We start from the raw sequence: 17,137 nt of genomic DNA on the forward strand, positions 1-17,137 counted from the left end.
GAATGTGAACCGTAGGAAGTTGCATGACCAACACGAACTCGATTTTAGGCGTCTATCTCAGTGATTCGCTCGACCTTGATGCCATTTATGGTAACGCCTTGCGCGATGAAGCGAGTGATGTCGTCCTGCGCCATCCCCATGAGATCGATAACCCCGAAGATGTGCGTTTTGCGATCTGCTGGTTGCCCAATGACGAGGCTTTCGAGAGCTATCCTAATCTTGAGCTGGCGATGTCTATCGGTGCCGGTGTTGATGCCCTGCTGGCGCATCCTGGCCTGAGCGATGAAGTACATATCGCCCGGGTGCGGGATCCACATCAGGCCGACTTGATGGCGGGTTTTGCCGCGCATGAGGTGCTCCATCGTGAGCGTGAGTTCACCACCCTGGAGCAAAATGCTGCCAAGGCGCATTGGGCGCCATTGACGATGCGCGCGCCAGCATCAAGAAAGGTGGCGGTGCTGGGACACGGCACCATGGGGCGCGCCGTGGTGAAAGCGGTGGCCGCGCTTGGCTTTTCTGTACACGTAGCCTGCCGCAGCGAGCCACAAGCCCCGGTTGAAGGCGTGACCTATCTGACAGGTGACGGGGCTGTCATGGCGGCAGCGGATGGCGCCGATTATCTGATCAATGTGCTGCCACTGACGGCTACCACTGAAAACGTGCTTAACAAGGCGCTGTTCGCGAAGCTCGCCAAAGACGCTTGGTTGGTGCAGATCGGTCGGGGTGAGCACTTGGTCGAGGACGATCTTCTCCTAGCGCTCGAACACGGCCATTTGGGTGGGGCGAGCCTGGATGTGTTCCGTGCAGAGCCGCTGCCTGCGGATCATCCCTTCTGGCAGCATGAGTGCCTACGCATCACGCCACACATTGCTAGTGATTCGTTGCCAGAGGTGGTCGCAGGGCAGGTTGTCGACACCGCCCGCGCCCTTCGCGATGGGCAGCCGCTTGCCATGGGCGTTGATCGGGCGCGCGGTTACTGACGTAAACGCTAACCACGTTGCATGACAATCACTTTGCTGCAAAGGAACACCTGATGAGTCTCGATAAGTCTCAACGCACCACGACGAGCAACGCCGAACAAGAAACCCGCATCGCGCTGGCAGCCTGCTATCGTCTGGCCGCCCACTATCGCATGACGGATCTGATCTACACCCATATTACCGCGCGGGTGCCTGGTGAGAAGGGACGTTTCCTGATCAACCCTTACGGTTGGCGTTGGGAGGAGATTACGGCTTCTTCGCTGGTGAAGATTGACGTTGATGGCCATAAGATTGATAACAGCCCAGAACAAGTGAATCCGGCTGGTTTCACCATCCATTCCGCGATTCATACTGCTAGCCACCATGCGGCCTGGGTGATGCATACTCACACGCGCGCTGGCGTGGCGGTGTCGTCGCTGGAGTCGGGCCTTGAAACACGGCTTAACCAGATTGCGCTGCAGTTTCACGAACGGGTGTCTTACCACGATTATGAAGGCATTGCCCTGAACCTGGCTGAGCGTGAGCGAATAGTGGCAAGCCTTGGCGACAACCCCGCATTGGTGTTGCGTAACCATGGCCTGCTGACGACCGGTGCGTCGGCTGCAGAGATGTTCAACAATATGTTTTATCTTGAGCGTGCCTGTGAGCTACAGGTGGCGGCGCAGTCTACTGGCCAGCCCTTACGGCTGGTGCCAGAAGAGGTGGCGCGCCACGTGGCGCGCCAATACGACCAGACTATTCATGAAGACGGCGATCTTGAACTCGAATGGGCCGCGCACCTGCGCACGCTTGAGGCGCTGGATCCAAGCTATAAAGACTAAATCGGCGCGGTTGCCAGCACGGCAAGCAAGCCAGTATCAGAACTATACGAATATCAATACAAGCAAAAAGGGGCTGCTGGACGGCCCCTTTTCGGTTATACCACGTCCTGAATTAGCGTTGACAAACGTGATGCTCGCACAGGCCAGTGACCGTTAGTGTGGTACGCGGTTTTCCAGCCAGCGCAGCCCAACGATCAAGACGCCGCTCAGGCAGAGGTAGACGGCGACCAGGAAGAGTAACGGTTCGTAAGTCAGGTAAGTGGTCTGGCGTACCTGGGTGATGACGGCATACAAGTCCATCACGGTGATGGTGGCAACCAGCGGTGTGGATTTCAGTTGCAGGATGATCTCGCCCGTCAGCGTTGGTAGAGCACGATGAACAGCACGCGGAAACCATACGCGGCTAAAAACCTTGCGACGCGACATGCCGAAAGCCTTGGCGGCTTCCAGCTCGCCATGCGGTACACCGGCAAAGGCACCGCGCATAACCTCACCCTGATAGGCGGCGAATGAAACCGTGAGGGCAATAAAACCATAGGGCCAGGCCTGGCGCAGGTAGTCCCAGGCCCAGGAGTCACGAATTTCCGGGAACTGGCCGAACAGCGCTCCCAGCCCGAAATAGAACAGCCACAGCTGCAGTAGCAGTGGCGTGCCACGGATGACGGTGCAGAAGCCGGTGGCTAGCCATCGCAGCGGCCACGCTCCTTTGACCTGCGCAAGCCCTAAAGGCAAAGCAATCAGAAAGCCCACCACCACGCTGGATACCAGCATGATCAAAGTCATCTGCAGGCCTTCCCAGAGCTTGGGCAAGTAGCGGGGTAGCCAGCTCCAGTCCATCAGTTGAATCGCGGCCACCAGACCGACGATGAATATCAAAAGCAGGATAATACGGTGAGGCTCAAGTAGGCCCGGCAGTTTGGTTAACGTGGGCGTTCGCGACGGGCGGGTAAGCGACGCCAGAGTTTGAGGGTCAGACACAGGCATTCCTTGAGTTCAGCGTGTAGAGACAAGACCACGCCGTGCGTAGCGTTCGAAGCGGCGCAAGGCCACGTTTGATATCAGCGTTAGCGCCAGATACAGCACGCCCGCGGCCAGAAAGAACATAATGTAATGCTGCGTAGCGCCAGCGGCCTGCCGGGTGACCAGTGTGAGCTCGCTGAAGCCTATGACGGCAAGCAGGGCGGTGTCTTTAGTGGCAATCATCCACAGGTTGGCCATGCCGGGCAGGGCATGTGGTGTCATTGCTGGCAGCGTGACCCGACGCAGCACCTGGGCGGGCGACATGCCAAAGGCGTGGGCCGCCTCGGTCTGCCCGCGGGGGACGGCGAGAATGGCCCCGCGAAAGACTTCGGTCGCATAGCCGCCCTGTACCAAGCCTATTACCAGAATCCCGGCGGTCAGGCCGTCGATATCGACGCTGCCAAACCCCATGGCGGTTGAAGCACGGCTTAAAAGATCGGTGCCAACATAGTAGAACAGCAGCATCAGCACCAATTCGGGCACGGCACGAATGACCACAGTGTAGATTTCAAACAGGTCGCGAACGACCTTGTTGCCGTACAGTTTGCCAGCGGCACCTGCGATGCCGATCAGGATACCCAGCAAATAGCCACCCGCCGCCAGCTGGATCGAGCGCATGAACCCGACGAGCAACACCTTGCCCCAGCCGGGAGGCTCATAGGCCAACAAGCTTAAATCGAAGACAGTCGTCATAGTGGCTTGTCCTTGTGAAATTGGAAAGCAAAGGCCGCCTGGGTGGGCGGCCTTTGCTGGTGGGGATTAGCTGCCGTAGATATCAAAGTCGAAGTAAGGGGCGCTAATTTCTTCATAGGTGCTATCGGCGCGCATCGCGTCGATGGCTGAATTGACCCGTTCGCGAAGTTCGGTATCACTCTGGCGCAGGCCTACTCCCATGCCTTCGCTCATGAGTTCAGGGTCGCTGGCCACCTCGCCGCGGTATTCGCAGCAGGATTGGCCGGTCTCAGAGTTGATAAAGGTCTGTACCGCCAGGGTATCGGCGACGATGGCATCAATACGGCCAGCGACCAGATCCTGTAGCTCTTCGTTGAGGGTTTGATAGACATTAAGGGTGGCGCTATCCGCGAAATGCTTGCGTGCATACTGCTCTTGGTTGGTGCCCGACTGAATGCCCAGGTAGGCGCCTTCCAGGCCTTCGGGAGTAGGCTCTATGTCAGTGGACTTGCGTGCCAGGATGCCGGTGGGGCTGGAGTAATACTTATTCGAGAAAGCGATTTGTTCGGCACGTTCAGGGGTGATCGACATTGAACCGATGATCATGTCAATCTTGCCGGTTTTCAGGGCCGGAATGATGCCTTCCCAGGCCACTGGCTTGATCTCGCACTTGGCATCCAGGCGGTCACACAGCTCCTCGATGAAATCGATTTCCCAGCCCGACCAGTTGCCGCTGGCATCTGGTGCATAAAAGGGAGGATAAGGCTCTGCGGATAGCCCGATCTTGTAGCTATCTGCCAACACAGGGGCAGCGAAAATGCTCAGGCCGATAAGGCCGGCGGTAGCAGTGAATGTCTTGAACATGGGGATTACCTCTGTTGTTTTCGGGGTTGTCTTCCAGATTGTTTGCAGGAGTGGTGGGATATCGGTGGCGGTCAGGCCACCGAACTGATGAACTGCTTCAAATGCGGTGAGCGAGGGTCACCAAAAATCTGATCAGGAGGGCCCTGTTCTTCGATTATGCCCTCTCGCAGGAACACCACATGTGTGGCCACATCACGCGCAAACGCCATCTCGTGAGTCACCAGCAGCATGGTGCGATGCTCGGCTGCTAGGTCACGAATCACGGTTAGCACTTCGCCGACCAGCTCCGGGTCGAGTGCTGATGTGGGCTCATCGAACAGCATGGCCAGCGGGTCGACGGCCAACACGCGAGCAATCGCTGCGCGCTGCTGTTGCCCGCCGGACATGACGGCCGGATATATGTCTTTCTTGCTGCCAAGTCCCACTCGGTTGAGTAGTTCCTCAGCGCGATGAATGGCCTCGTCGCGCTTCATGCCCAACACATGAATAGGCACCTCGATCACGTTTTCCAGAACCGTACGGTGTGGCCACAGGTTGAAGTTCTGGAAAACCATGCCGAGGTGAGCGCGAATACGCTGAACCTGGCGACGGTCTGCGATTTCAAGACCGCCATGGCGGGCGTCCTTCATGCGATAGGGTTCACCCTGGATAGCTATCTCGCCCGAGGTCGGGCGCTCCAGCAGATTAATGCAGCGAAGTAGTGTGGACTTTCCCGAGCCTGATCCACCAATGATGGCGACGATATCGCCTTGGCGTGCGGTCAGGGAGATACCCTTGAGGACCTTGAGAGAGCCAAATTGTTTGTGAAGATCACGGATCTCTATTGCAGGTACGTTTGCCATTGATTGTCTCGTCTCTGGGGGCGCCCATCTGCCTCCCGGAGGGGAAACATCTTCATCATTTAGCAGGCGCTTGCAATTAGTTCCTTGTTATACGACAGTATAACTGTAAGCCAAGTACGGTCAGATTCAAAGCATCAATGTTCAACGAAAGGTGAGTCGGTTGCTGTTGGTGATCGACTGTTGAGGCAGGTTTTGTATTGATCTCACAAGGTTATTCAGTTGCTTAACTTATGTGCTGGAAACAATGCGAAGTAGATCCTGTGAAGTAATTTACGTGGCATTAAATGCCTAGGCGGATGTTTCTTAGCGGAAACGAAGGGAATTATGAGTAGGAAATCATTTCAGCGCTGGTCTATGGATGCACGGCGGCGCAGCTTACTCGAAGCCACGCTGCAATGTATTGCTGAGCACGGAATGAATGGTGCCAGCGCGCGTCGTGTGGCCGAACGTGCAGGGGTAACGGCTGGGCTGATTAGGCATTACTTCGGCTCTAAAGATGCCATGGTGAGTGCTGCTTATGCCTACCTGATTGGCCAACTGACGGGTGAAGCCGAGGAATCTTCTGAGCAAGCGGGCGAAGTGCCAGAGCGGCGCTTGGCACGCTTTATCGTCGCTAACGTAACCTCGCCGAACCTTTCGTCTCGAAAGGTCGCACTGTGGGCAACCTTCATTGGTCGCGTGCGAACCGAGCCGGAATATTCCGATATCCACCGCGAAAGCTATCGAGAATTCCTGGCTTTGCTGGAAACATTGATCCATCCGGTACTTTTAGCGCTGGAGCGTCCGGCAGACCCCGTTACCTGTAAACACTACGCTATTGCGCTGAATGCGCTGATTGATGGCCTGTGGCTTGAAGGGGGGCTGGGTCACGGCCTATATGACACAGCGTTGCTACCTAAGATCGCGTTGAGCGCCGCCGAAGGCATTCTAGCGCTGCCCAATAACACACTGATGCAGTATGTCGCTGTCGACAAATCGTCTTCTCAACCCGCAACACAATAGGGATTTATTCATGCGCTACGCAGCGATTACCGACCGTCTTTATGAACTTGGCGGTGACAAATGGGCGGTGCACAATGCCGCCAGAGCGCATCAAGCCAAAGGCAAAGAGGTCATTGAGCTGAGCATCGGTGAGCCGGATATCACCACAGACCCGGCTCTTGTCGAACACTGCATCAATGCTTTGCGGGCGGGGCGAACGCGCTATTCTAACGGGCGTGGTGAACCGGGATTGGTCGATGCGCTTATCGACACCTATGCACCACGCCTTCCTTCTATCAGCGAAGAGAACGTGCTGTGTTTTCCCGGCACCCAAACTGCATTGTTCGCTGTCATTCTGGCACTGGTCGGTGAAGGCGATGGTGTGTTGAGTGGCGACCCGTACTATGCCACCTATGAAGGGGTTATTCGCGCGGCAGGTGCGCATTTACAACCGGTACCGCTGCGTATGGCGAATAGTTTTATCATGCAGCCCGATGATCTGGCCGACGCTATTACTCCGGAAAGTCGGGTGCTAATGCTCAATACTCCGCACAATCCTACCGGCGCGGTGTTGGATCGTAAGACCTTGGTGCAGCTGGGCGAGCTGTGTATCAAGCACGATTTGTGGATTCTCTGTGATGAGGTTTATGAAGCGTTGATTTTCGACGGTGATTTTGTCTCACCGCTGGAAATCGACAGCCTACGAGAGCGAACCGTGGTGGTGTCATCGATCTCCAAGAGCCATGCGGCAACTGGTTTCCGTAGTGGTTGGTCAATTGGGCCGGTGGAGTTCTCGCGCCGCTTGCTGCCCATCTCTGAAACCATGTTGTTTGGCAACCAGCCATTTATCGCTGACATGACCGAGGTAGCCCTGCGCCAGCATTTCGATACCGCCGAGCGTCTGCGCGAAGCGCTGGGACGTCGCGCCAAACTACTGCACGAAGCCATCAGCCAAATCCCCATGCTGTCTTCAAGCCTGCCCCAGGGCGGCATGTTCCTGATGATCGATATCTCCAAAACAGGTATGGACGGCGAGGCCTTCGCTTGGCGCCTTCTCGAAGAGCAGGGTGTGGCGGTGATGCCGGGCGCTTCCTTTGGCGAGAGTGCTACATCTCTAATTCGGCTGGCGCTGACAGTGCCGGATGAAGTGTTGATGCAGGCGGTCGACAGGTTGGCAGCGCTTTGTCGAAGCCTGGAAGGGCATCACCTTGAGGCGTAACAGACAAGATATAAGAATGCGTTGACTGTGATATTTAACCCCCTACTCCGGTGTCTGCACAGGCAGTGCATTAGCCGGATCAGGTTTAGCGGGATCAGCGCTTGGCAGCAAAATGCTCACCTTGCGCGATCCCAGCCTGATATCACTGGCACCCCGTCAAGCTTTTTGTTGGTGGAGTGCAGGAGGCGGGTGGGGGAAATGCAAGGGGAAGGTTGATACTGCCGAATTAGGCTTTGCTTGGTTGTGAAAGAGTGGAGTAGAGTCAAAATATAGTTGATAGAACTTCAGTGGAAGAGCCGTCAGGTTGAATAAGGTTGCTCAGGGTGCCTCATTTAAACCTATATATATCTTTGATTTTATTAGGAGATCTATATGCCAATCGTAACCGTTCAGCAGTCTCCAGGCAGGACTAAAGAGCAACGTGAGCTCTTAGTTAAGCGTATAACCGAAGCATTTTCAGAAGCATATGGAACCAGCCCTGAGGCAGTAACAATCTTCCTTCAAAATTTTGATGATGAGCATTGGGCCAAAGGTGGGAAGCTACATTCTGATCGTTCCTGAGCAGCTTTCCCGAATGGACAATGGTGATCAGTGGGGCAAGTCGAGATATTGAATCCGTATAGCGTTTGATTCTGAGGGTAGCCTTCACCCGCTCCATCAGTTTCATAGGGGCCGCTCCCTACAAAATGTGTGCTTATATATACAGCGTTATCGAGTTGAGCAAAACACGCAAGCACCCGAATCTTGGGTGTACTGCCGAAATTTTCTTTGCTACCTGAAGAATCAATGGGGTAGAGTTAATTTTGGTGGCTACATAAGCTCAATTATGTCTCAAAAGTAGGTAAGTGCACATGGCAATGATTACTGATTTGGTAGTGTTATTGGTAGCTTTGCTCCACGGATATTTCTTGATATTGGAGATGTTTCTTTGGGATAAGCCGATGGGCCTTAAAGTCTTTGGTCATTCCAAAGAGCAAGCCGCAACGACAAAAGTTTTGGCATCGAATCAAGGTCTTTATAACGGTTTTATTGCAGTCGGTCTTTTGGTTGGTATCTTTCAAGGTGCGGCAGGATACGATTTCAAGTTATATTTCTTGGCGTGCGTTGTTGTGGCCGGAATCTACGGTGCAGCAACAGCAAGCCGGAAAATTCTATTTGTGCAGGCATTGCCAGGCGCAATTGGCTTGCTTTTAGTTCTTTTCGCTAATCATTAAGTGCAGGTTCGCCATAACAATTCGCATCAGTACGCGGCCTGCGACCGCCGGATACCCTTTACATGGCTCCTTCGTCACCATTCCAAGGTCGCCGCTGTGCTTGGAGTTAGGAGGAGTACGTGACCAAAAAAGTCACTCAGATATCGGAATTTTTACTTCAGTTTGATGCGTTAAAATCGGTAAACCGCAAAACCTACATCAACGGTGGAGAGCGAGCTGAGAACTCAGCAGAACATTCGTGGCACCTAGCGATGGCTTGCTGGGCTTTTGCGGAGCAGTCACAGGAAGACTTTGACCTCTTAAAATTACTCAAACTGGCCCTGGTGCATGATCTTGGTGAGATTGGTGCAGGAGATACATTTCTCTATAGCGCAAACCGCAATGATGCCCACATTGAAGAGCGTAAATATATCGAGAAACTGGCTTCTCATCCCGGTAACCCAATCGGAGCTCTTCCAGAGCTCTGGGAAGAGCAAGAGACTGGGGAAACTAAGGAAGCAAGGCTTCTGAAAGTCATCGACCGTCTATTACCCTTTCTGCACAATGTAACGAGCGAGGGTCGTGCCTGGAGAGACCATGGCATACGGAAGAGCCAAGTGCTGAAAATGCATGGGTTCATAGAGCAGGAAAACCCAGAAATATACGACTGGTTTATTTCAAAGGTTGAGTACGCCGTGGATCAAGGCTGGCTAAAGAACTCCTAACCAGGTCAGTCACGGCGACGCCTTCATTTCGTAGCCGCGCGTGCTGAACGGCGTTAGATCTACAACCAAGCACTAAAATGGAGCTCCTAATGAAAGTTGCATACAGGATGGCAACACCTGACGATGCGGCCGAATGCATTGCCTTGAGAGGAAAGACGAGAGAAAACGCTTTCTCTGTCGAACAATTGGAAGAACTCGGTATTACTTTAGAGAGCTGGAAAGCAGGAATTAGCGATGGCTCCTTACCTGGTTACGTTGGTGTTAGTGAAGGAAAGATTATTGGCTATTGCTTCGGTGATAGCGAAACCGGAGAAATTGTTGTTTTGGCACTATTGCCAGAATATGAAAGTAAAGGTGTTGGCAAAGCACTATTGAATAAAATGATTGAGTCTTTCAACTCTTTCGGGTTTGAACGACTTTTCCTCGGGTGTTCATCCGATGCGAAAGCTCGTTCATATGGCTTTTATCGACACCTAGGCTGGCGTTCAACTGGCCTATTTGATGATGCGGAAGATGAGATACTTGAATACTTCCCTAATAAATAGTGAGGTCATATTGGCACCATCCAACAAGTGGTTCAAACCGTTCGCTGTGCTCGCTGGGACGGGCTAAAGCCCACCCCTTAACAAAACGTTATGGCACACGATTAAATTAACTGACTCAAAGCTCAGCGTCATAACAAAGCGTTTAAGAGTGAATCGCAACGCTTGGCATTTTCAGCTCAAGGCTGGGTGTCGTTTTTACGGCACAATGTTTTAGGTTAGGTGGCAGCGTTGCTTACACCTTAATGCTGCGTTAAATCAGTAGTGATATCGGAGTTGGGCAATTAGCAAAGCGTCATCCGTGACTTTGTAAACCATTCGGTGTTCTTCGTTGATTCGCCGAGACCAATAACCGGCGAGACTGTGTTTGAGAGGCTCTGGTTTGCCGACCCCTTCAAATGGCTCTCGTTTGGTCTCTTTGATTAACTTGTTAATTCGGTTAAGAATCTTCTTGTCGGTTTTCTGCCAGTACAGATAGTCTTCCCAGGCGCTCTCGGAGAAGATTAGTTTCATTCAAGAAGTTCCTTCTCCTGACCACCACCTTGTTCCAATTCGGCAACGGATTCCAGCAAACGGCGGGCGTTCTTAGGTGCGCGCAGAAGATAGGCTGTCTCTTGCAGCGCCTCATAGTCTTCGAGAGAGATCATTACCACGGATTGCGCCTTGCTTCGGGTGATGATCATAGGTGAATGGTCTTCACAGACCTGCTCCATGGTTTTTGCTAGATTGGTTCTAGCGGCTGTGTAGCTGATAGCATCCATAAGGTTGCTCCTGTACAGGATGTTGTTAATGTACAGGATATAGTACGTAGTGAGGTTTGACAATCAACTGCACAGCGCTCGGTTTTCCGCCGCTTTGCGGATTCGAATCCATTGGAAAGTTACGCGTGTTGGCAGCTTGTTTGCTAATGCGTTGTCTCAACGCAGACGCCATAGCTTTTCGATACGTCGTACCATCGCCTGGATTACCTGTCGTCGAGCTTCTTGCTGATCCAGCCGCACACGCTCAAGATCAACGCCTCCCCGCCCATCGCGGTATCTGGAAGGGATGCTTCCCTTGAGCAAATTGCCGGCACTTCCTTCTGGCACGGCATCGTTATCGCAGCGGGTTAACGAGCCGTGGTGGTGAAAGTTCTGCACTTTTGTTGAGTTCATCATGCGCCTGACCTCCGTCATATCGTCCCTGTTCCGGGGGCGATTGGGTTATCTCATGGGTTCAGGTGCATGCTAATCTTGTTCTAAGCTGCAAGGTATTCCATGAAAGTGAGAATTAACTTTGCAAAAACGAACAGGTAAAAATCTCAGGCAACCTTCTGCCATGACACAGAAAACCAGGAGTCACCTAGCGTGGAACGACTTTGAGGTCGTCCTGGCAATCGCAACTGCAGGTTCGCTGTCGGGTGCCTCACGCGCCTTGGGCGTCAGTCATGCTACGGTTTTCCGACGGCTGGGTGATATCGAACAGCGCCTTGGTGTTGCTCTTTTTGAAAGAAGCCGAACCGGTTACCGGCCAACGCTTGCTGGAGAAGAGCTCGCTGAAACCGCCAGAATCATGGATGAAGCAGCCTTGGCCGCCGAACGTAAAGTCGCTGGGCGCGACTTGGAGCCGAGAGGGGAAATCTGGCTCACCACAACGGACTCTTTGTTGATGGGGCTGCTCTCTCCTCTGTTCACGCAGTTTCAGCATAAATATCCAGGCATCGTGTTGGACGTCGCCGTATCCAACCAGCTATTCAATCTGACGCGCAGAGAAGCTGACGTCGCCATCCGCCCGTCCAATGCTCCTCCTGAAAATCTGATTGGGCGACCGCTGACGGCCATAGGGCAGGCGGTCTACGGACATCGAAGCTTCAATCTGTCACCGGGGGCTTCCATCAAGGTTCTTGCTAGCCAGCCCTGGATTGGTGCTGGTCCGCGATTGCAGGACTCAGCACTGGATCAGTGGATGGACAACAACGCGCTGAAAGCGGCCTGTGTCTACCGTGTCGATACTCTGGTCAATATACTCAGCGCTGTTAGCTCCGGTATGGGGCTGGGTGTTCTGCCCTGTTATTTGGCGGACGAAGATCCAGACATTATCCAGCTCACTGATCCCATCCCCGAGCTGGAATACGGCTTGTGGTTTCTGATGCACCCGGATCTACGAGGCGTAGTGAGGATTCATGCCTTGATGGATTTTCTGACAGAAGTGGTTCGCGCTCAGAAACAACGCTTGGCCGGTTACTGTTTAACGACAAGCACGACCTTACCTTGAACGCCGCCTTGCATAGCTCTCTGGTGCGCAGCCGATGCTTCTGCCAACGAATAGGTACTGTCGATCACGATCCGAATGGTACGGTCGTCGAGCAAGCGACTGGCCTGTGCCAGCAGCATTCCGTTTGAGTGCACCTGTAGTGAGGAAACCGTAATCCCTAGCTTGTCGGCTTCATTCCTGGCAGAAAAGCCCAAGGGGTTGACCAGAAAGAGCGAGCCGCTTGGTTTAATAATGCTGAGGAAGCGTTCCATGTTCGGGCCACCCACAGCGTCAAGCACCAGATCCATATCATGAGCGACCGTTTCGGCGGCTGCCTTGGTGTAATCAATGAAGTCGTCAGCACCCAGCTCGCGAAGAAGCTCTTCATGCTTACCTGAAGCAACCGCGATTACACGCGCCCCTTTCCATTTGGCGACTTGAACTGCTATATGCCCCACGCCACCGCCAGCTCCATTGATCAAGACGGTCTTGCCTTCGAGCGGTACAGGCACATGCCGAAATGCCTGGAATGGATTGGGTAGGTCATTACCAGGATCAACCAGAAACTGCCAGACAGTAAGCAGTGACATTGGGGCACCTGCTGCCTCGACATGAGAAATGCCCTTTGGCTTCAACGCTAGGTGGCTTTCAGGAACGCTGACATATTCGGCATAGGTGCTGCTGCCCGTCATCAGGTCTTCGGGAAAACGCACCATTGCAAAGACGTGGTCACCTACGCTGACTTTGGAAACCTCGTCGCCAATGGCAGCAACGACCCCTGACACATCAGTGCCCAATATCAACGGGAAATGTGGGCTAGGCTGCCATTCTGGAGGTAGCGCCCGATAGCCGTCGCGCAGGTAAAGGTCTGGTGGGTTAAGACTTGCCGCATTAACTTGGATAAGCACTTCACCGGTTTGTACTTCGGGTCGGGGCGTATCTTCGTAAAGCAAGACCTCTGGGCCACCGAAACTATGCAGCTGCACTGCTTTCATCATGTCGTTCATCACAACCTCACTCAAGAATAGTCACATGGCAAATAGTAAGGAAGTTCCTTGTCATTGATAATGGTGCGTAGATTCGTTTTAATAATTCCATGAAGGAACAAATCGGATTGGAACGCCTCACGGGGCTTATCGCATTTGCACGCGCCGGCTCCTTAGGCAGCTACACCGCTGCGGCGCGCTCGCTGTCTGTTTCGCCCTCTGCGATAAGCAAAAGCATCCAGCGGTTGGAGCGTCACTTCGGCGTCTCTCTTTTCACTCGTACGACACGCTCGCTGTCTTTCACGGCCGAGGGCCGCGACTTGCATGGGCGTGTGCTAGAGCTGCTGCGCCAAGCAGAAGAGATAGAGCAGGTAGTGAAGTCCGCTCGTTCCGAGCCCGCAGGCACATTACGAATTGCGACATCACTTCCACTGGGTCTGCATCTGATTGCTCCTGCTATTACGGATTTTCGAAGACACTACCCGAAGGTAACGATCGACCTGCGGCTGAGCGACCACATCGTCGGTATGGTTGAAGAGAGCATTGATCTTGCAGTGCGGATCGGTGACCTTGCGGATTCGTCACTTTTGTCCAGGCGGCTCTCACCTTACAGGCTCTCTTGCTACGCTTCGCCAGACTACCTGGCTAGGTATGGTGCTCCCGAGCATCCAGATGAACTGGTGGGGCACGAAACGATCAATTTGCGCTACCAAAGCACGGGACAAATGTTTCGCTGGCCGTTCCGGATCGGCGAGAAAGAGATCGAGATAGTGCCGTCTTCCCCTGTTGTCGTTGATTCAAGCGAAGCCGTCATAGCCGCTATGACCGCGGGTGCAGGCATCGGGATGGCTGCAAGTTTCATGGCTGCCCCGCGGGTTAGGCGAAAGGAACTGGTACCAATCCTGTCCGACTTCGGCGTAGAGCGGCATAATATCGTTGCGCTATGGCCACAGAGTCGTAGCACCAACCCCGCTGTACGCGCCTTTATCGATATGTTGATCGAAAGACTTTGAACAGCTTTGTGTCGTTTCGGTGAGCGCCATTTTGACGGCGGCTACTGGCCGAAAGCTCACCAGGATTGTCGTTCTCCGTTCCTTTGCGTCAGCGATCCAAGCCACGCACAGCTACCCTGGGAATTTGCCGCTACAGTGCCAATAGCCCTGTGGTCTGGCGCAAAACCAAATGCCAGTTCGAACGGATGGTTACCTGCCAGTCTCCATCCATAGGAGGGAAAAACTTTCTGACCAAGGGAATCTATAAATACTCTGAAACAGTGGGGGCTGACTCACGCCAAGCAAAACTGTCGTTGCAATGCCTATTGCAACTTTGGCTACAGCTCAAGAAACGGCAGCATTACTAAAACTGAGTGCCATCCCAATCAACACTACGCCGCCAATGAGTTTTGCCCAATGGCCCAACATATTTACCGAGTTTGTGGTCTAGTAGCGCTTCTATGGAGGCCATCACTGTGATGGCTAAGCCAATGGCGAGGCTGGCGGTGATGATGTTCACATCAATGAATACGAGGCTGGTGTCTATGTTCACGGCGTCTAGGCCAGTGATGGAATGCAGGGCAATACACGTTATGGTAGGAAAGCTCGTTTGATTAAACTAGGTGCGTAAAATAACTTACTTAAGTGTAAGGTTAGGATGCTGAGTAGCGCTGGATTCTATCAAGTTCTTCTCTGATGATAAGCAGTTAATGAAAAAGTAAATATTTTTATAAATGTAGGGCGTATACTATTTGCTAATGAGTATCTAGTGAATAGCCCTCTGCCATAATTTAGATTAGCATTAGGAGGGCTCTCAGAGTAATAGCTTAATACTGCGTACTCATGATTTTTTATATATGTCGGACTGATGATGATCTTGGGATCAAACTAGGCATAGCCACTCTATTGATCGGCGAGCCAGAGTGTTTATCGCTTAGCAGTAAGTCGACAGCCTGTTGTGCAATATAGTCAAAAGGTATGTATACAGACGTGAGCGGCACAGGTAGACGACTGGCAAGAGGGATATCGTTATATCCGACTAATGAAAGCGTTCTGCCCACCTCAATGCCAAGTCTATGTGCAGCAGCCATCACGCCAATAGCGAGGTTATCGTTGACTGCAAAAATGGCTGTTGGTTTCTCATTCTGTGAGAGCAGAGCCAGCCCTGCTTCCTCGCCAGCTTCGATTCCATAGCCTGACTCGATAATCCATGGCTCACGCACAGGAATCCCTGATTCGCTCATGGCTTTGCGAAAGCCTTTTTGTCGGTCGCGAGCGCTAGAGGTAAAGCTAGGGCCTGCAACAAGGCCAATGTCACGGTGCCCCAGGTCGATGAGGTGCCGAGTAGCAAGGTATCCACCTTGAATATCGTCACCCAAGGCAGAAGGACTTTTACCATCGGTACGAAGCACCAATGAGTGCGGAACTCCCCGGTCACGCAGTTGAGATGGTAATTGGTCATCAAGTCGGCTGGTAGCCAAAATTAGGCCGTCCACACGTCGATTGAGAAGCAATTCAACCGCTTGACGCTCGCTTTCAGGATCGTCACCACTGGTTGCTACGATAGCGAAATAGTGACGTTCTTGAGCAACTTTAGAGATCGCTTCGTAGATAAGAGCCATGACGGTATCGCTCAGTCGGGGCACCAGTACACCGATAGTGCCTGTACCACCTCGCCTCAAGCTGGAGGCAAGAATGTCACGCTTATAGCCGAGTTCTTCCGCCGTTTTTTTAACCCGTTGAGCGGCTGGGCTATTGGAAGGCGGAAGGCGCTCATCAAGAACGCGAGAGACTGTAGACGTGCTGACGCCCGCGGCTTTGGCAACGTCTTGCATAGTTATAGGCTTACCGTGCATGAATATATTATTCCATGACGTGAGGTGGATTACTGAACCTCTGTGTTGGCTCGCATAAACAGGCATTTAGGCGAACCATTCTATCGGTTTTACAGCGATCTTATAAGCGATATGACGCTAACCCCACTGATTTACTATTAGTTTGCTTTCCGTATCCACACATCATTTGTGAGTCGTAGACTAACGTCTAATTTTCGATGTGGTGTATTTGGTGAAACGATTGCAATCGTTCCCAGGAACGATAACACAATCATATAAGAGGAATCATCATGTCTCTCGATCTCCGAGGTTTAACCCCCGCGCCGGTTACTCCTTTCACTCGCGATGGCGAGGTTGATTTTGCTGCAATCAAGAAGCTTGGCTCTTGGTTGGGCGGCATCGACGGCGTTAAAGGTCTCGTTGTTCTTGGCCACGCTGGTGAAGGTACATTCATGACCTCTGATGAGCAGAGGCGTGTTATTGAGGCATTTGTTGAATCGGTAAAAGGTGAGATCCCAATTATTGCGGGCATCACTCGCGAAGGCGACCATGTTGCAGCCGAAGAAGCAAAACGGGCTGTCGAGGCGGGCGCATCTGCTGGTCTAGTCTACCCATCTCATGGCTGGCTAAGGTTTGGTTATCAGGAGGGAGCGCCTCAAGAGCGATATCGCCGCATTCATGAGGAGAGTGGGCTACCGCTGATTCTTTTCCAGTATCCGGACAATACGAAAGCCACTTACAACCTCCAGACGCAGCTTGATATTGCGGCTCAACCTGGTGTGTTTGCGATGAAAAATGGTGTTCGCAATATGAAGCGCTGGGATACTGAAATTCCTGTCATTCGCGCTGAGTATCCGGATCTACAAATTCTGACTTGTCATGATGAGTACCTACTTCACACCATGTTTGATGTCGATGGTGCGCTAGTTGGCTATGGCTGTATTGCACCGGAGCCTTTGATCGAACTGATCAAAGCTGGAAAAGCCAAGGATTATGCTAAGGCGCGCGAATTACATGATCGCCTCCTTCCAGTCACCAAGAATGTCTATCACCGTGGTTCGCATATGGAAGGAACTGTGGCTCTGAAGTGGGCCCTAGTAGCCCGGGGGATTCTTGATCACGCTACTGTGCGCTCTCCGCTTCGTCCGCTTGCCGAAGGCGCAGATCGTGAAATTGCTGCTGCTATGAAACAAGCCGGGTTAGCCTAACCGAGATTGACTATTCCTTAGGCGC

21 protein-coding genes, 1 pseudogene and 1 riboswitch are annotated in these 17,137 nt (G+C 52.8%); of the genes and pseudogenes, 12 read left to right on the forward strand and 10 right to left on the reverse strand.

What is annotated here, in order from left to right; genetic code table 11:
• Positions 1-23: 23 nt before the first annotated feature.
• Complete coding sequence (locus tag RO22_RS05485; protein WP_041157799.1) at positions 24-980, forward strand: NAD(P)-dependent oxidoreductase; 957 nt, start codon at positions 24-26, stop codon at positions 978-980.
• A 53-nt stretch (positions 981-1,033) separates the two neighbouring features.
• On the forward strand, positions 1,034-1,801 hold the full coding sequence (locus RO22_RS05490) for a class II aldolase/adducin family protein (RefSeq protein ID WP_052475537.1): 768 nt from the start codon (positions 1,034-1,036) through the stop codon (positions 1,799-1,801).
• 153 nt (positions 1,802-1,954) lie between these two features.
• Here the strand turns inward: RO22_RS05490 and RO22_RS05495 are convergent, their stop codons facing one another.
• The 4 genes from RO22_RS05495 to RO22_RS05510 all read right to left on the reverse strand — a co-directional run bounded on the left by RO22_RS05495 (position 1,955) and on the right by RO22_RS05510 (position 5,199).
• Positions 1,955-2,785: an ABC transporter permease gene (locus tag RO22_RS05495; RefSeq protein ID WP_041157800.1), complete on the reverse strand. Its 831-nt coding sequence runs from the start codon at positions 2,783-2,785 to the stop codon at positions 1,955-1,957.
• A 9-nt stretch (positions 2,786-2,794) separates the two neighbouring features.
• Positions 2,795-3,514 (reverse strand): ABC transporter permease, encoded by a 720-nt coding sequence (locus tag RO22_RS05500; protein WP_027959867.1) that lies wholly within the window; start codon positions 3,512-3,514, stop codon positions 2,795-2,797.
• A gap of 66 nt (positions 3,515-3,580) precedes the next feature.
• Positions 3,581-4,357, reverse strand: a complete 777-nt coding sequence (locus RO22_RS05505) for a transporter substrate-binding domain-containing protein (RefSeq protein WP_009287214.1) — start codon at positions 4,355-4,357, stop codon at positions 3,581-3,583.
• A 71-nt stretch (positions 4,358-4,428) separates the two neighbouring features.
• A complete protein-coding gene (locus RO22_RS05510; RefSeq protein ID WP_027959865.1) occupies positions 4,429-5,199 on the reverse strand; it encodes an ABC transporter ATP-binding protein in 771 nt (256 codons plus the stop codon).
• A gap of 324 nt (positions 5,200-5,523) precedes the next feature.
• On the opposite strand from RO22_RS05510, the gene RO22_RS05515 reads away from it, so the two are divergent.
• The 6 genes from RO22_RS05515 to RO22_RS05540 all read left to right on the forward strand — a co-directional run bounded on the left by RO22_RS05515 (position 5,524) and on the right by RO22_RS05540 (position 9,862).
• Positions 5,524-6,201 (forward strand): TetR family transcriptional regulator C-terminal domain-containing protein, encoded by a 678-nt coding sequence (locus RO22_RS05515; RefSeq protein ID WP_041157801.1) that lies wholly within the window; start codon positions 5,524-5,526, stop codon positions 6,199-6,201.
• 10 nt (positions 6,202-6,211) lie between these two features.
• On the forward strand, positions 6,212-7,399 hold the full coding sequence (locus RO22_RS05520) for a pyridoxal phosphate-dependent aminotransferase (RefSeq protein WP_039859267.1): 1,188 nt from the start codon (positions 6,212-6,214) through the stop codon (positions 7,397-7,399).
• 22 nt (positions 7,400-7,421) lie between these two features.
• Positions 7,422-7,565: riboswitch (TPP riboswitch) on the reverse strand.
• A gap of 206 nt (positions 7,566-7,771) precedes the next feature.
• The gene (locus RO22_RS24070; RefSeq protein WP_022520619.1) at positions 7,772-7,960 is read left to right on the forward strand and encodes a 2-hydroxymuconate tautomerase; all 189 of its coding nucleotides are present in this window, start codon (positions 7,772-7,774) and stop codon (positions 7,958-7,960) included.
• A gap of 290 nt (positions 7,961-8,250) precedes the next feature.
• Positions 8,251-8,613: a DUF1304 domain-containing protein gene (locus tag RO22_RS05530; RefSeq protein WP_041157803.1), complete on the forward strand. Its 363-nt coding sequence runs from the start codon at positions 8,251-8,253 to the stop codon at positions 8,611-8,613.
• 119 nt (positions 8,614-8,732) lie between these two features.
• Positions 8,733-9,317: an HD domain-containing protein gene (locus RO22_RS05535; protein ID WP_041157804.1), complete on the forward strand. Its 585-nt coding sequence runs from the start codon at positions 8,733-8,735 to the stop codon at positions 9,315-9,317.
• 89 nt (positions 9,318-9,406) lie between these two features.
• Entirely contained in the window at positions 9,407-9,862 is a 456-nt protein-coding gene (locus tag RO22_RS05540) for a GNAT family N-acetyltransferase (RefSeq protein WP_027959860.1), read from the forward strand.
• A gap of 255 nt (positions 9,863-10,117) precedes the next feature.
• Here RO22_RS05540 and RO22_RS05545 read toward each other — a convergent pair whose 3' ends face one another.
• The 3 genes from RO22_RS05545 to RO22_RS05555 all read right to left on the reverse strand — a co-directional run bounded on the left by RO22_RS05545 (position 10,118) and on the right by RO22_RS05555 (position 11,016).
• The gene (locus RO22_RS05545; protein WP_022520614.1) at positions 10,118-10,372 is read right to left on the reverse strand and encodes a Txe/YoeB family addiction module toxin; all 255 of its coding nucleotides are present in this window, start codon (positions 10,370-10,372) and stop codon (positions 10,118-10,120) included.
• Positions 10,369-10,620 (reverse strand): type II toxin-antitoxin system Phd/YefM family antitoxin, encoded by a 252-nt coding sequence (locus RO22_RS05550; protein WP_022520613.1) that lies wholly within the window; start codon positions 10,618-10,620, stop codon positions 10,369-10,371. The genes RO22_RS05545 and RO22_RS05550 overlap by 4 nt, the downstream gene beginning before the upstream one ends.
• 156 nt (positions 10,621-10,776) lie before the next feature.
• Positions 10,777-11,016 (reverse strand): hypothetical protein, encoded by a 240-nt coding sequence (locus RO22_RS05555; protein WP_041157805.1) that lies wholly within the window; start codon positions 11,014-11,016, stop codon positions 10,777-10,779.
• 160 nt (positions 11,017-11,176) lie between these two features.
• Between RO22_RS05555 and RO22_RS05560 the strand changes: the two genes are divergently transcribed.
• The gene (locus RO22_RS05560) at positions 11,177-12,112 is read left to right on the forward strand and encodes a LysR family transcriptional regulator (protein ID WP_041157806.1); all 936 of its coding nucleotides are present in this window, start codon (positions 11,177-11,179) and stop codon (positions 12,110-12,112) included.
• Here RO22_RS05560 and RO22_RS05565 read toward each other — a convergent pair.
• Positions 12,079-13,098 (reverse strand): NADP-dependent oxidoreductase, encoded by a 1,020-nt coding sequence (locus RO22_RS05565; protein WP_041157807.1) that lies wholly within the window; start codon positions 13,096-13,098, stop codon positions 12,079-12,081. The two genes, RO22_RS05560 and RO22_RS05565, sit on opposite strands and share 34 nt — an antisense overlap.
• A gap of 89 nt (positions 13,099-13,187) precedes the next feature.
• Between RO22_RS05565 and RO22_RS24960 the strand changes: the two are divergent.
• Both RO22_RS24960 and RO22_RS05570 read left to right on the forward strand, forming a co-directional pair.
• Positions 13,188-13,382 (forward strand): annotated as a pseudogene (locus tag RO22_RS24960) (LysR family transcriptional regulator); the annotation flags it as partial.
• Positions 13,383-13,397: 15 nt separating this feature from the next.
• A complete protein-coding gene (locus RO22_RS05570; RefSeq protein ID WP_235270483.1) occupies positions 13,398-14,090 on the forward strand; it encodes a substrate binding domain-containing protein in 693 nt (230 codons plus the stop codon).
• Positions 14,091-14,433: 343 nt separating this feature from the next.
• Here RO22_RS05570 and RO22_RS24075 read toward each other — a convergent pair whose 3' ends face one another.
• Positions 14,434-14,622 carry a manganese efflux pump MntP family protein gene (locus RO22_RS24075; protein ID WP_230804532.1) on the reverse strand — a complete coding sequence of 63 codons (189 nt, stop codon included), beginning with the start codon at positions 14,620-14,622 and terminating at the stop codon, positions 14,434-14,436.
• A 298-nt stretch (positions 14,623-14,920) separates the two neighbouring features.
• A complete protein-coding gene (locus RO22_RS05575; RefSeq protein WP_041157809.1) occupies positions 14,921-15,925 on the reverse strand; it encodes a LacI family DNA-binding transcriptional regulator in 1,005 nt (334 codons plus the stop codon).
• A 269-nt stretch (positions 15,926-16,194) separates the two neighbouring features.
• On the opposite strand from RO22_RS05575, the gene RO22_RS05580 reads away from it, so the two are divergent.
• Complete coding sequence (locus tag RO22_RS05580; RefSeq protein WP_041157810.1) at positions 16,195-17,112, forward strand: dihydrodipicolinate synthase family protein; 918 nt, start codon at positions 16,195-16,197, stop codon at positions 17,110-17,112.
• Positions 17,113-17,137 lie beyond the last annotated feature (25 nt).

The sequence above is a fragment of the Halomonas sp. KHS3 genome, from assembly GCF_000830495.1.
GTDB classification, from domain to species: domain Bacteria; phylum Pseudomonadota; class Gammaproteobacteria; order Pseudomonadales; family Halomonadaceae; genus Vreelandella; species Vreelandella titanicae.

Coding starts and splice junctions, on each gene's coding strand:
- RO22_RS05485 (WP_041157799.1), top strand. CDS start 24: ATGACCAACACGAACTCGATTTTAGGCGTCTATCTCAGTGATTCGCTC.
- RO22_RS05490 (WP_052475537.1), top strand. CDS start 1,034: ATGAGTCTCGATAAGTCTCAACGCACCACGACGAGCAACGCCGAACAA.
- RO22_RS05495 (WP_041157800.1), bottom strand. CDS start 2,785: ATGCCTGTGTCTGACCCTCAAACTCTGGCGTCGCTTACCCGCCCGTCG.
- RO22_RS05500 (WP_027959867.1), bottom strand. CDS start 3,514: ATGACGACTGTCTTCGATTTAAGCTTGTTGGCCTATGAGCCTCCCGGC.
- RO22_RS05505 (WP_009287214.1), bottom strand. CDS start 4,357: ATGTTCAAGACATTCACTGCTACCGCCGGCCTTATCGGCCTGAGCATT.
- RO22_RS05510 (WP_027959865.1), bottom strand. CDS start 5,199: ATGGCAAACGTACCTGCAATAGAGATCCGTGATCTTCACAAACAATTT.
- RO22_RS05515 (WP_041157801.1), top strand. CDS start 5,524: ATGAGTAGGAAATCATTTCAGCGCTGGTCTATGGATGCACGGCGGCGC.
- RO22_RS05520 (WP_039859267.1), top strand. CDS start 6,212: ATGCGCTACGCAGCGATTACCGACCGTCTTTATGAACTTGGCGGTGAC.
- RO22_RS24070 (WP_022520619.1), top strand. CDS start 7,772: ATGCCAATCGTAACCGTTCAGCAGTCTCCAGGCAGGACTAAAGAGCAA.
- RO22_RS05530 (WP_041157803.1), top strand. CDS start 8,251: ATGGCAATGATTACTGATTTGGTAGTGTTATTGGTAGCTTTGCTCCAC.
- RO22_RS05540 (WP_027959860.1), top strand. CDS start 9,407: ATGAAAGTTGCATACAGGATGGCAACACCTGACGATGCGGCCGAATGC.
- RO22_RS05545 (WP_022520614.1), bottom strand. CDS start 10,372: ATGAAACTAATCTTCTCCGAGAGCGCCTGGGAAGACTATCTGTACTGG.
- RO22_RS05550 (WP_022520613.1), bottom strand. CDS start 10,620: ATGGATGCTATCAGCTACACAGCCGCTAGAACCAATCTAGCAAAAACC.
- RO22_RS05555 (WP_041157805.1), bottom strand. CDS start 11,016: ATGATGAACTCAACAAAAGTGCAGAACTTTCACCACCACGGCTCGTTA.
- RO22_RS05560 (WP_041157806.1), top strand. CDS start 11,177: ATGACACAGAAAACCAGGAGTCACCTAGCGTGGAACGACTTTGAGGTC.
- RO22_RS05565 (WP_041157807.1), bottom strand. CDS start 13,098: ATGAACGACATGATGAAAGCAGTGCAGCTGCATAGTTTCGGTGGCCCA.
- RO22_RS05575 (WP_041157809.1), bottom strand. CDS start 15,925: ATGCACGGTAAGCCTATAACTATGCAAGACGTTGCCAAAGCCGCGGGC.
- RO22_RS05580 (WP_041157810.1), top strand. CDS start 16,195: ATGTCTCTCGATCTCCGAGGTTTAACCCCCGCGCCGGTTACTCCTTTC.